Origin of the sequence: Natronomonas sp., assembly GCF_046483325.1 — an archaeon.
GTDB lineage: Archaea > Halobacteriota > Halobacteria > Halobacteriales > Haloarculaceae > Natronomonas.
In genome coordinates this window covers 12,514-24,729 of sequence record NZ_JAWODL010000010.1, presented here as the reverse complement: position 1 = coordinate 24,729, position 12,216 = coordinate 12,514, and the positions used below count along the sequence as shown (strand labels likewise).

Here is a 12,216-nt window from a genome sequence, read left to right as displayed (position 1 = left end):
GGTACCGTGAGCTCCCCACACGACGTTCTCGAATCCGATCCCTACATCGGCCCACTGATCGAGCGGTACGGACGACTCGGACTCGATCCCGCGGAGGACATGTTTCAGCGACTCGTCGTCGCGATCCTTCGTCAGCAGGTATCGATGGCCTCCGCGGAGGCGACGAGAGAGCGGCTCTTCGAGACCGTCGAGATAACGCCCGAGACGCTCGTTACGACGGACGAAACAACGCTTCGCGAGTGCGGACTCTCGAGGCAGAAAGCGGGCTACGTTCGGAACGTCGCCGACGCGTTCGCCTCGACATACGATCGCGCGTACTTCGAGTCCCTCGACGACGAGGCGGTTATCGACGAGCTAACGACGATCAAAGGCGTCGGTGAGTGGACCGCGCGAATGCAACTTTTGTTCTCGCTCGGTCGCCCCGACGTGTTCCCAGTGGGCGATCTCGGCGTCCGGAAGGGAATGAGAGCGCTGTTCGGCGACGAGATGAGCCGTGGGGAGATGGTCGACCGAGCCGAACGGTGGGCGCCGTACCGAAGCTACGCGACCCTCTACCTGTGGCGGATGGACGAGGACGTCGCTACGGCAGTCGCGGAAGTCACGGAAGCGTAGTCACACCCCGAACCGAACCGAACCCAGACCAATGTGTCCGCACCGGTCACGAGTGTGACGATGAGTACGTCGATAGCTATCGCGGTCGTCGTACTCCTGACCGGTTTCGTCGCTGGCGTTGTGTTCGTCGGCATCGGCGTTCCGATCCCGGCACCGCCGACCGTCACCGGGATTCTCGGTATCACCGGTATCTATCTCGGACTCCAAAGGGTCGAGTATTTTGGACTCGGCCACGATCCGCTCTCCGCGCTCGGGTCGTAGACGCGGCTGCGTGAGTCGATCGAAAGTACCGATTCGGGCGTGAAGCCTATTTCCGTGGGCGTCGAAGCGCTCGTATGAGTACGTACAAACGCGTCAACTACCGCGAAATAGAACCGGTCTCGGGCGGGATGCACTTCCTCCGTGAACCGCTCGCCAGCGAGCGCGTCGGCGTGACGATCACCCGCTGTGAACCCGACTGGAACAGCAGACCGCACGACCACACGGAGAACGGTCACGAGGAGATCTACGTTCTCATCGAAGGCTCGGCAACAGTCGTCGTCGACGGCGAGGACGTCGAAATGGAGAGCGGTGACGCGATCTGGATCCCACCCGCTGCGACACGGCAGATTCGAAACGGTGAGGACGAAAGCGCGTTCGTGCTGGTGAGCGCGCCGGTTTCGATCGAACCGGGGGGTAGCGACGCGGAGTGGAGCACCGACGGATTTATCGGTTGAAAGGAACTTCGCTTCGTCGTCAGTACGAGCGGACTTTCGGCTCGTACTCCTTGTTTTCGCCTTCGAGGATGACCGGTTTGTAATAGAGCTCCGGCTTGCCGTCGTTCCACGAGATCATCGTGTGCTTGAGCCACTTGTCATCCTTGCGCTCTTGGTGGGCGCGCCGCCAGTGGGCACCGCGGAACTCGTCTCTCGCGAGCGCGCCGAGCGTGATCGTCTCCGCGGTGTCGATGAGGTTTCGGGTCTCGATCGTGTGGATCAGGTCGGTGTTGAACGTGCGTGACGGATCCGAAACGGCAACGTCTTGATACCGTTGGCGGCACTCCCGGATGACCTCGAGCGCCTTCTTCAGACCCTCTTCCTCCCGGAAAACGTTCACGTTCTGCGTCATCGCCTTCTGGAGATCCTCTCGGATTTCGGCGTGGTTCGTCCCATCGCGTTCGAGCATGTCCTCGACGCGTCGTCGCTCGAATTCGACAGCATATTCGACGACTTCCGTGGGCTCGACCAACGCGCCGTCCGCTGCGACGTCCCCGTCGCTCGCGTCGAGCGCGCCCGGTTCGACCGGCGTTTCGAGGCCGTCCTCGAACTCCGTCGCCGCCGACGGGCCGGTGGGCACTCTCGCCTCACCGAGATCGCGACCGGCAGCGTGGTGGCCGGCACGAGCGCCGAAGACGATGAGTTCCGGCAGCGCGTTGCCGCCGAGTCGGTTGGAACCGTGGACTGACGCGCACGCACACTCGCCCGCGGCGTACAGACCGGAGATACACGTCTCGCCGTGTTCGCTCGTCTCGATACCGCCCATGTGGTAATGTTGCCCCGGTTTGACCGGCATAGGCTCGACGACCGGATTGACGCCCTCGAAGTCCTCTGCGAGGTGGATGATGTTCTCGAGGCGATCGTAGATGCGCTCCTCGCCGAGGTGACGCATGTCGAGATAGACGTACTCGTCGTTGATTCCGCGACCTTCGTTCACCTCGGTCAACTCCGCCCGAGAGACCACATCGCGTGAGGCGAGTTCGCCGGCGTTGTTCGCGTATCCGCGTTCGAACATGAACCGCTCACCCTCGCTGTTATACAGGATACCGCCCTCACCGCGGACGCCCTCGGAGATGAGGACGCCGGTCGATGGGAGCGTCGTCGGGTGGAACTGGACGAACTCCATGTCTTCTACGGGGGCCCCGGCGCGATACGCCATCGCCGGACCGTCTCCAGTGTTCGCGACGGCGTTCGTAGTGTGGTCGTACACCTGACCGTCACCGCCGGTCGCGAGGATGACACCGTTTCTCGCCCGGAATCCGACGATTTCCCCGGATTTGATGTCGTAGGCGACGCAGCCGTGACACTCGCGGTCCTCGGGGTCGTCGTGGTCCGTGACGGCGAGTCGACTGACGTAGAACTCGTCGTACACCCGGATACCTCGTTTGACGACCTGCTCGTACATCGTGTGTAGCAGGTGGTGGCCGGTTTCTGCGCCGGCGTACGTCGTTCGCGGGAACGAGAGACCGCCGAACGGTCGCTGGGAGACCCGACCGTCGTCCTCCCGCGAGAAGGGCATCCCCCAGTGTTCGAGCTGAATGACCTCCTCGGGGGCGTCCTGTGCGAGCGTCTCGATAGCGGGGGCATCACCGAGATAATCGGACCCCTTCATCGTATCGTAGGCGTGGAGTTCCCAGTCGTCGCCGTCGCGCAACGCCGCGTTGATGCCTCCCTCGGCGGCACCGGTGTGTGAACGGACCGGGTGGAGTTTCGTGACCATCGCCACGTCCGCCCCTTCCTCGTCAGCCGCGATCGCGGCACGGAGTCCGGCACCGCCGGCCCCGACCACGATCACGTCGTGTTCGTGTATCGTCATTGTATTTAGTTGGGTCTTGATGATTATTAGCGTACTGCTACCAGAACTTGAGGTTGCTCTTGACTGCCTCGCGTTTCAGTTCCTGGATGTGCTCGGTCAGCGGGATATCTTTCGGGCACACCTCGGTACAGGAGAACTGTGTCTGACATCGCCAGACGCCGTGTTCCTGCTCGATGATGTTGAGCCGGTGTTCTTTCATGTCCGCGCCCTCCCGCTCGTCCATCGCGAAGCGGTAGGCCTTGTTGATCGCGGCCGGTCCGAGGTATTCGTTGTCGCCGGCGGCGATGTTACACGAGGACATACACGCAGCACACCAGATACAGCGCGTCGACATCTTGACTTTCTCGCGATTCTCCCGTGTCTGGCGCTGCTCTTCGCCGGACGGGAGTTCGTTCGTCTGAAAGTACGGTTCGACGGCCTCCATCTGGTCGTAGAAGTGCTCCATGTCGACGACGAGATCCTTGACGACCTCGGCGTGCGGCAGCGGTTCGATTCGAACCGGCCACTCGAGATCGACCATCTGGGTCTTGCAGCCGAGTCGCTGTCGACCGTTGACAAAGAGCGCGTCGGAACCGCAGATCGCCTGCCGACAGGAGTGACGGAAAGTGAGACTCGAATCGAAGTGATCTCGCGCGTAGATGAGCGAGTCGAGTATGGTCACCCCTTTATAAAAAGGCACCTCGAACGTATCGAACCGCGGGTCCTTTTTCCCCTCGACCTCGGGATCGTAGCGGAACACCTTGATTCGGACCGTCTCGTCTGCCTCTGAGAGGTCCGCCTCGGCGCGCTCCCGCATGTCGGCGCGCTCACGTTTGTCGGCCAGTCGCCGCTCTTGATGCTCCGACGATTCCTCCGTTTCAGTCTCCGTCTCCTGTTCTTGGATTTGCGTGCTCATGGTTAGAACAGCCCCGTCATGGCGCTCGCGACGCGGATTCCCTGAACGATGAGAAGCGTTCCGGCGACGACGAGCAGCCACTTGACGACGGTCTTTTGGGTGCCGTCGAGACCCTGGTTGACGAGGGCATTGTAGACGCCGTTGACGCCGTGGAACGCCCCAGCGATCAGGAACAACACCATCGTGATGAAGTAGCCGACCTGACTCATCCGAACCTGCGATCCGGCGAACGTGATGTCCGCCGCGTGGTTGACGAAGTGCAACAGCAGGAAGTGATACGCCAACACGACGACGAGGAACGCGGCCGTGATGCGCTGAAGCAGCCAGCGGGTTCCCTTCGGTTCGAACGACGAGTAGTGTTCAGCCACGTTAGAACGCCCCCAAAAGGAACGTCGGAATACTCGCGACCGTGATGGCCGCAGTTGCGATCATAGCGGCGTAAAACGCCTTGTCCTGTGCCTCTAGCCCAACACCGAGATCGACGAAGAGCAGGCGGACTCCGTTCAGAATGTGGAAGACGGCGACCGCAAGCAGTCCGACTTCGAGGAAGCGGACGACGAGCAGACTCTCAAGCCCCTGGAGCGTCTGAGTGTAGGTCGCTCCGTCCACCGTGGCGGTGCTCAGTACGGCTACGTGGGTGAACAGATAGCCGATGAGCACCCAGCCGGTGAACTTGTGGAAAATCCAGGCCCACATACCGGCGGAGAACTCCTGCCATCGCCCGAAGTCCTCTATCAGACCCCGGTCGTACGATTGACTCATGCAACGTACCGTCGGGCTTCCGGTGGTATAGTAGTTACTACCTGCGAACGCTTCACAGGCGGTAACCGGCAGGAACTGCCGGTGATCGGGGATCGTGATCGAAGCGCGCAAAACGAACGGTCGACACTCGAACCGGGCGTCGTTAGACGCGTTCGACCGAGTGACTCTGGCTCTGTCTGAACGCCCGAAGCGTCGGACCGTCGAGAGCGACCAGATGACACAGCGGGTTCCCCGGATAGACGAGTGGGTTCTCCGGAACGCCGATGAGAAGCCCGGTAAATGGCGCTTCGACGACGGTCACGTCCGTCTTGAACGGGTTCGTGATCGTACAGACACGGTCGCCCGATTCGACGAGCGAGCCGCGATCGTGGTGCATTTCGACCAGTCCGCCCGCGTCGGCCCGGAGCCACGTCTTCTCGTCGGAGCCGTCGATGATCGTCCGCCAGCCAGGCCACTTGACGGTCTCCGTCTCCAGCATTGCGAACTCCGCCATCACGGAGAGGACGCCCTCCAGCGCGGCGTCGATGAGGGGGCGCTGAAAGCGGTGCGCTTCGCCCAACTCGACCGTAACCGTCGACGCCCCCGCCTCGCTCGCTTCACGGCGAAGCGAGCCGCTTGGACCCTCGCCGTCGATGATGACGTTCGAGGCGAAGGCGTTCGCGACTCTGGCGACCGCCGGATCGTCCATGTCCGCCCGGACGTGAAGCATGTTGCTTCGCCCGCGTGTGGAGGTGTGGAAATCGAGGCCGATCTGACACGGCTCGATGAAGTTTTTGAACACCCTCGCCGCGATCCGCTTCGCGCTGGTCGAGGAGTCGTCGCCCGGGAACGATCGGTTCAGATCCCGGTCGTAGATGGGGAGATACCGCTGTTGGGCGATGAATCCGGGCACGTTGAGCACCGGGAGACAGATGAGCGTTCCACAAAGCTCCGAGTGATCCCACTCGTGGGCGACTTCCCGAACGATCTCGATCCCGTTGAGTTCGTCGCCGTGCGCTGCGGCCGTGAGGCAGAACGTGGGGCCGTCACGCTCGCCGTTGACGATCGTCACCGGGATCCGAACTGGATCACCGAGATACGTCTCGCTGACGGTGAAGCGGATGTTCGCGGTCTCACCGGGATCGACCGCCCCGCCGTCGTACGTGAATCTCGAAGTCACACCCGAGCCACGGCGGGCCACCCCTTTAACATCGCGGAACGCCATCGGGATACCAGTCGATAGATCGGCAGCGTTTTGCAGGAACCGATCCCAGATCGAGTATGTCGGATTCGCTCACCGTAGGCGTTCTCAGCCTGCACAGTTCCAAGGAGACGAAGGCGATTCTCAACGCCGTCGACGATCTCGGATACGACACGGCGTGGCTTCGCGCGGAGAACACCGCCGTCGAAATTAACGACGGCGATGTGACGCTGGAACCGGACGTCGACATCATCGTCAACCGGCTGCTGCTCTCGAAGGAAGAACAGCCTGCAGAGGCCCTCGGGCTGGCGACAATGCTCGATCGGCTCACTCCGATGTTGAACACACCGATGGCGACGATGACCGCGATGCACAAGTTCGCGTCGGGAACCGCCCTCGCCAAGGCAGGGCTCCCGGTCCCTAACGCAATCATGGCTCTTTCGGGGGAGATTCTGAACGCCCGTCGGGATCGCTTCGGCGAGGAAGTCGTTTACAAGACGGCGATCGGGACCCACGGCGGCGGGACCTGGAAACTCGACACGGACGATCCGGTCAACCCGATGGTCGGGGCCAGACAGGCGTTCTTACAGGAGCTCATCGAACACGACGAGATGCGTCACCACGATCTCCGGGTGTACGTCGTCGGCGAGCGCGTCGTCGGAGCGATGAACCGCTACGCACCGGAGGGAGAGTGGCGGACAAACGTCGCGTTGGGCGGCGAAGTCGAGGATATGACCGGCGAGTTGCCCGAGGAGCTCGTCACGATGGCAAAGCGTGCGACCGACGAGATCGGACTCGACTACGCCGGCGTCGACATCGTCGAGGGGGAGGACGGCTACCACCTGCTCGAAGTGAACCCGACGGCCGGCTTTCGTGGGCTGTTCAAAGCGACTGGGCGGTCGCCGGCACCGCACATCGCACGCCTCGCGATCGAGCGGGCTGGCGGCGACGTCGATCCCGAGCGCGTCCACGAACTGACGGCGAACCTCGACGACTCCCGACCGGCGTGCATGCCGCGTACCGAAAAAGCCCCGCCGACGGAAACGCCGGTCATCGGTTACGTCGAGGAAGTGATCGCGATGGGAACGAGCGGACAGCGGACCGTCATGGCGAAATCCGACACCGGAGCAACGCGGACGAGCATCGACGCCCACCTCGCCGCCGAGATCGGAACCGGACCGATCAAGGACATCGTCAAGATCAAATCCGGAAGCGTCAAATCCGGACGGTCGCGGCCGGTCGTCGATCTGGTCGTCGGGATCGGTGGGAGACAACACACCGTCACAGCGAGCATCGAGGACCGCGGACACATGGAGTATCCGCTGCTTTTGGGTCGGGACATCCTCGAACACTATCACGTCGACGTCAGGCGGCAGGCCGACGAGAGTGAGCCGCCGGCGCTCGACGACACGACGCTCGAGGAGTAACGCCCGACGGTTTTTATCCGGTCCGAGCGAAGCGGGCGTATGCAGACAGTCATCCTCGCTGCCGGCGAGGGAACGCGGATGCGACCGCTGACGGAAACGGTGCCCAAACCGATGCTTCCGGTCGCCGATCGACCGCTGTGTGCGCACACCGCTGAGGCGGCCGTCGAGGCCGGCGCGTCCGAACTTCTCTTCGTCGTCGGCTACGAGGCCGACGCAGTTCGCGAGTTTTTCGCCGACGAGTACCGCGGCGTCCCCGTGTCGTTCGCCGTCCAGCGCGAACAGCGCGGCACCGCGGACGCGGTGCGGGCGGCGAAAGACCGCCTGGACGGCCCGTTCGCGGTCCTAAACGGCGACAACATATACGACCCCGAGAGCGTCGCAGAGCTGTTCGGGGCCGCCCCGTCGATCGCTGCCATCGAGGTCGAAACGCCGGAGGACTACGGCGTGCTCTCGACGGACGCCGCTGGCGACCGCGTGACGGGAATCGTCGAAAAGCCCGACGAGCCACCGTCCACTCTGGCGAACGCCGGGGCGTACGCGTTCCCCGAGGCAGCGATCGGATGGCTCGACGTCGACGAGAGCGAGCGCGGCGAGTACGAGATCACGGACGTGGTGGCGAAAACCATCGAGGCGGAGGCGGTGACGCCGGTGACGCTCACGCGGTGGCTCGACGTCGGGCGGCCCTGGGAGCTGTTGGCGGCGAATGAGTGGCAGATCGGCGAGCTCGAGCGCCGCGTCGACGGCGAGGTTCGCGGCGATGCGGAACTCCGCGGCGACGTCGTGATCGAAGCTGGGGCGACGGTCGAACCGGGTGTCGTGATCGAGGGACCGGCGATCGTCCGTTCCGGAGCCGATATCGGCCCGAACGCCTACGTTCGCGGCGCGACGCTCGTCGGCGAGGACTGTCACGTCGGTCACGGCGTCGAGATCAAAAACAGCGTGCTCATGACGGGGACGAACGTCCCGCACCTGTCGTACGTCGGCGATAGCCTACTCGGACCGAACGTGAACTTCGGGGCCGGAACGCAGGTCGCGAACCTCAGACACGACGGCGAGAGCGTCGAACAGACCGTGAAGGGCGAACGCGTCTCGACTGGTCGCCGGAAGTACGGCGTCGTCGTTGGACCCGGGGCGAAAACGGCGATCAACACGAGTCTCGCGCCGGGCATCGTCCTCTCCGCGAACGCGCGAACGACCCCCGGGGAATCCGTTAGTCGCGATCGGTGAGCAGTAAACGAACAACCGGTTTGAGCGGGATCGATTGACCCGGGTTTTACCTTCACCGCACCGAACGGATAGATATGACGCTCGAAAAGCCGGATCTCGCCGGACAGACCGCCTTCATCACCGGGACGACCCGCGGTATCGGCAAGGCGATCGCGCTCGCGTTGGCCGAGCGCGGCTGTAACGTCGTTTCGACCGGGAAGACGAGCGAAGACGACGAGTACGGCGAGGACGAGGAGTTGGATGGAACGATAGAACGAACTGCCCGCGAGTGCGAGGCGTTTGGCGTCGAAGCGCTCCCGATCGAACTGAACGTTCGCGAAGGAACGAGCGTCGAGAACGCCGCCGAGAAAGCGATCGATCGGTTCGGCGAGGTCAACATCGTGATCAACAACGCGAGCGCGATCCAACTCGCGAACGTCGAGGACCTCCCCGCGGATCGGTTCGACCTCCTGACGGAGGTCAACGTCCGCGGCACGTATCTCGTCGCCCGAGCGTTTCTCGATCATCTCAAGAGCGTCGACGACGCGTGGCTCCTCGCGAACGCGCCGCCGGTTACGGTCGATCGCGCGCCCGGCGAAGCCCCGTACGCGTGGTCGAAGATGGGGATGTCGTTTCTCACGCTTTCGCTCGCGACGGAACTATCCGGCCACGACGTGGGCTGTAACGCCTTTTGGCCGGTGACGGCGATAGACACGCGCGCGACGCGCTACTTCGGGTTGGGAACCGAAGACGACTGGCGCTCGCCGGAGATCGTCTCGGATACCGTCCTCGAGATACTGCGCCGCGATCCCGCCGAGTACACCGGAAACGCGGTGTACGACGAGGAACTCCTCCGGGAGGCGGGCGTCGAGGACTTTTCGCGATACAACCTCACGGCTGGCGATCCGGCCCCGATGTCCGCACAACTTTTCGACCCCGAGTACGAGCGATCGGCGTGAGGCGGCGGGTTCCGCGCAAACATAATCGTTCATATGCGTGCCCCCGAACGGTGAGACAAGATGGTGGACCCGACATCGGATCTCTGCGAGGACGTAACGGAGGAGACCGCACCGCGGTGTGCAGCCTGTGGAACGCCGATCGTACACGAGCCGACGCACAAAGTCGTCACGCGCGTCGACGAAGGGATGGTAACCACGATACACTTCTGTGATGCGGACTGTCACGCGGCGTGGGACCAATAGGAGACGGTCAGTAGATATCGTCGATGTTCGGCTCGTGGTGGCTGTGTTCTTCTGCGGGGAACTCGCCCGATTCGACAGCGGCGGCGTAGGCGGCGATCGCGTCTTCCATTTCGCTACGGACGTCACCGAAGCGTTTCGAAAACGGTGCGATGCGCTCGGAGAGACCGATGACCTCATCGATGACGAGTACCTGCCCGTCACAATCGGGGCCGGCACCGATCCCGATCGTGGGGATCGACAGCGTTTCCGTAACCGTCGCAGCGAGGTTCGCAGGGATGTGCTCTAAGACGAGCGAGAACGCCCCGGCTGCCTCGTGTTCGCGGGCGAGATCGACGATTCGACGGGCGGACTCGTCGTCCGTCCCCTGTCTGAACAGGCCGATCTCGTTCTCGCGTTGGGGCGTCAACCCCAGGTGAGCCTGAACAGGAACTCCGAGGTTGGTGAGCATTCGCGTCAGTTCGATCGTGTGGGGACCGCACTCCAGTTTGATCGCGTCCGCGTTGGCTTCTTTCAGCATTCTACCACAGTGTTCGACTGCGTCGGCCTCGTCAGCGCCGAACGAGAGGAATGGCATGTCGGCGACGACGAGGGCGTTCTCAGTCGCTCTGGCGACCGCCGCTGTGGCGCTCGCGATCTCGTCGACGGTAACGGGGAGGGTCGAATCGTAGCCGAGACGGGTGTTTCCGATCGAGTCGCCGATGAGTGCGATGTCGATACCGGCCTCGTCGATCATTCGGGCGGTGGGCGCATCGTAGGCGGTGAGCATCGTGATCGGCTCGTGGCCCGCCTTCGCACGGATATCCTTCGCACGCATGATTCAGCCTGGGGGGCCGGCCGGGTTAAACACTCCCACTTGCACGTCGGCCACAGCGCCCGAAACCGTAATCGCTTACCGACCGACCCACTGAGGACAACTAATGCCCCCCCACGTCGAGACGACCGACCCGGACGGCGTCGATTACGGCTGGGTGATGCAGACGACGTTCGTGTTAACCATCGTCGTCGGCGCGCCGACCGTCGCGGTACTCTCGCTTTTCGTCGATCTCCCGTCGTGGGGACAGCGCGCGAACTTCGCGATCAGGACGGGAGCGGTCGTCTGGCTCTGCATCGGGATTCCGGTGTACCTGTACGCACGGACGCGCGTCGACAGGTCCGAACAAGCGTAGTCATGGCCGAACAAGCGTCATCACTCGCGGAGAAACGCGACGACCTCCGCACCGTCGGCATCGAGCCCGCCAGCCTGTGCGACGTCCGGCGAACCGCCCCCGCCGCCACCGAAGCGCTCGGTCAGGTCGTCGACGAGTTCTCCTGCGTCGACCGATCCGGCACCGACCGCAAGGCTGCCGTCGGGCGCGGCGAGGACGACCACGTCGACGCCGTCAGGGCGGTTTCGAACCGCATCCGAGAGGTCGTTCGCGTCCGCGTCGACGACGCCGGCCGCCCAGCGTAGATCGTCCCGTTCGAACGAGTCGTCGGCTATCTCGGAGATCCGGTGTTCGAGGAGTTGCCGCCGAAGCTCGTCGCGTTCGGTTCGAAGCTCGTCGCGTTCGGTCCGAATTCGGTCGGCTTCCGCGGCGATATCCCGAACGCTAATCCCGAGGGTTCGCGCCGCATCGAGCGCGGCGCGTTTTTCCACAGCCCGTCGGTCTATACCCGCAGGTCCGACAGCGAACTCGACGCGGGTCAGCCCCTCACCGGGATTCGATCGGTCGAGAACAGTTACGGGGCCGATATCTCGGGTATTCGTGACGTGCGTTCCGCCGCAGGCGGCCACGTCCCAACCGTCGATCTCGACGATCCGAACCGTCTCTCCGGTGAGTTCGTCCTCCGTTTTCGTGTTGAACGCGACGTCGTCTCGAGCGAGCGCCTCCGCGCGCGGAAGTCGTCGCCAGTCGACGTCTCGGGACTCCCAGACGCATCGGTTCACCAGTCGTTCGAGCTCTACGAGCGCCTCGTCGTCGATCGGAGACGACGTCCTGAAATCGACGCGGACTTTCTCCTCGTCGATTCCGAACCCGCCGTAGTCGAGGTCGTCGAAGAGCCGCCGACCGGCCCCATAAAGGGCGTGACTGGCCGTATGCGAACGCGCACAGTAGCGCCTGAAATCAGCGTCGACGGCGCCGAGAATCGTCTTCCCTGCGTCCAACGGCTCCTCGAGAACGTGGACCACAGTCCCATCGTCGTCGGTTCGAACGTCGAGAACCGTGCGACCGCCGAGCGTCCCGCGATCGGCGGGCTGTCCGCCACCCTCGGGGTAAAAGTACGTCTCCGAGAGGACGACGTCGGTGCCGCTGCGTTCGACGGTCGCCTCGAACTCGAGCGTCCCGGGATCGTCGGGTGCCTTCGAGAATGACATACCGG

15 protein-coding genes are annotated in these 12,216 nt (G+C 63.4%); 8 read left to right on the top strand and 7 right to left on the bottom strand.

Annotated features, from left to right (window positions below):
- Nucleotides 1-6: 6 nt before the first annotated feature.
- From R6U53_RS02055 to R6U53_RS02045, 3 genes are all read left to right on the top strand, one after another.
- Nucleotides 7-612 carry a DNA-3-methyladenine glycosylase family protein gene (locus R6U53_RS02055; protein ID WP_410320710.1) on the top strand — a complete coding sequence of 202 codons (606 nt, stop codon included), beginning with the start codon at nucleotides 7-9 and terminating at the stop codon, nucleotides 610-612.
- Between the two features lie 60 nt (nucleotides 613-672).
- The gene (locus R6U53_RS02050; protein WP_410320709.1) at nucleotides 673-873 is read left to right on the top strand and encodes a XapX domain-containing protein; all 201 of its coding nucleotides are present in this window, start codon (nucleotides 673-675) and stop codon (nucleotides 871-873) included.
- Nucleotides 874-947: 74 nt separating this feature from the next.
- Nucleotides 948-1,328, top strand: a complete 381-nt coding sequence (locus R6U53_RS02045) for a cupin domain-containing protein (protein ID WP_410320708.1) — start codon at nucleotides 948-950, stop codon at nucleotides 1,326-1,328.
- A 19-nt stretch (nucleotides 1,329-1,347) separates the two neighbouring features.
- Here R6U53_RS02045 and R6U53_RS02040 read toward each other — a convergent pair whose 3' ends face one another.
- The 5 genes from R6U53_RS02040 to R6U53_RS02020 form a co-directional block, all read right to left on the bottom strand.
- Nucleotides 1,348-3,177: an FAD-binding protein gene (locus R6U53_RS02040; protein ID WP_410320743.1), complete on the bottom strand. Its 1,830-nt coding sequence runs from the start codon at nucleotides 3,175-3,177 to the stop codon at nucleotides 1,348-1,350.
- A 43-nt stretch (nucleotides 3,178-3,220) separates the two neighbouring features.
- Nucleotides 3,221-4,078 carry a succinate dehydrogenase/fumarate reductase iron-sulfur subunit gene (locus R6U53_RS02035; protein ID WP_410320707.1) on the bottom strand — a complete coding sequence of 286 codons (858 nt, stop codon included), beginning with the start codon at nucleotides 4,076-4,078 and terminating at the stop codon, nucleotides 3,221-3,223.
- 2 nt (nucleotides 4,079-4,080) lie between these two features.
- Entirely contained in the window at nucleotides 4,081-4,446 is a 366-nt protein-coding gene (locus R6U53_RS02030) for a succinate dehydrogenase hydrophobic membrane anchor subunit (RefSeq protein WP_410320706.1), read from the bottom strand.
- Between the two features lies 1 nt (nucleotide 4,447).
- Nucleotides 4,448-4,840 carry a succinate dehydrogenase, cytochrome b556 subunit gene (sdhC, locus tag R6U53_RS02025; protein WP_410320705.1) on the bottom strand — a complete coding sequence of 131 codons (393 nt, stop codon included), beginning with the start codon at nucleotides 4,838-4,840 and terminating at the stop codon, nucleotides 4,448-4,450.
- Nucleotides 4,841-4,982: 142 nt separating this feature from the next.
- A complete protein-coding gene (locus tag R6U53_RS02020; protein WP_410320704.1) occupies nucleotides 4,983-6,044 on the bottom strand; it encodes a succinylglutamate desuccinylase/aspartoacylase family protein in 1,062 nt (353 codons plus the stop codon).
- A 56-nt stretch (nucleotides 6,045-6,100) separates the two neighbouring features.
- Between R6U53_RS02020 and R6U53_RS02015 the strand changes: the two genes are divergently transcribed.
- The 4 genes from R6U53_RS02015 to R6U53_RS02000 all read left to right on the top strand — a co-directional run bounded on the left by R6U53_RS02015 (nucleotide 6,101) and on the right by R6U53_RS02000 (nucleotide 9,855).
- Entirely contained in the window at nucleotides 6,101-7,447 is a 1,347-nt protein-coding gene (locus tag R6U53_RS02015) for a RimK family alpha-L-glutamate ligase (protein WP_410320703.1), read from the top strand.
- Between the two features lie 39 nt (nucleotides 7,448-7,486).
- Nucleotides 7,487-8,674, top strand: a complete 1,188-nt coding sequence (gene glmU / locus R6U53_RS02010; RefSeq protein WP_410320702.1) for a bifunctional sugar-1-phosphate nucleotidylyltransferase/acetyltransferase — start codon at nucleotides 7,487-7,489, stop codon at nucleotides 8,672-8,674.
- Nucleotides 8,675-8,748: 74 nt separating this feature from the next.
- Nucleotides 8,749-9,612: an SDR family oxidoreductase gene (locus R6U53_RS02005; RefSeq protein WP_410320701.1), complete on the top strand. Its 864-nt coding sequence runs from the start codon at nucleotides 8,749-8,751 to the stop codon at nucleotides 9,610-9,612.
- 60 nt (nucleotides 9,613-9,672) lie between these two features.
- Nucleotides 9,673-9,855 carry a hypothetical protein gene (locus R6U53_RS02000; RefSeq protein WP_410320700.1) on the top strand — a complete coding sequence of 61 codons (183 nt, stop codon included), beginning with the start codon at nucleotides 9,673-9,675 and terminating at the stop codon, nucleotides 9,853-9,855.
- A gap of 7 nt (nucleotides 9,856-9,862) precedes the next feature.
- Here the strand turns inward: R6U53_RS02000 and panB are convergent, their stop codons facing one another.
- Nucleotides 9,863-10,672, bottom strand: a complete 810-nt coding sequence (gene panB / locus R6U53_RS01995; protein ID WP_410320742.1) for a 3-methyl-2-oxobutanoate hydroxymethyltransferase — start codon at nucleotides 10,670-10,672, stop codon at nucleotides 9,863-9,865.
- 100 nt (nucleotides 10,673-10,772) lie between these two features.
- Here panB and R6U53_RS01990 point away from each other — a divergent pair, with 100 nt between their 5' ends.
- Entirely contained in the window at nucleotides 10,773-11,021 is a 249-nt protein-coding gene (locus R6U53_RS01990; RefSeq protein WP_410320699.1) for a DUF5822 domain-containing protein, read from the top strand.
- A gap of 20 nt (nucleotides 11,022-11,041) precedes the next feature.
- Here the strand turns inward: R6U53_RS01990 and R6U53_RS01985 are convergent, their stop codons facing one another.
- Entirely contained in the window at nucleotides 11,042-12,211 is a 1,170-nt protein-coding gene (locus tag R6U53_RS01985) for an alanyl-tRNA editing protein (protein WP_410320698.1), read from the bottom strand.
- Between the last annotated feature and the right edge of the window lie 5 nt (nucleotides 12,212-12,216).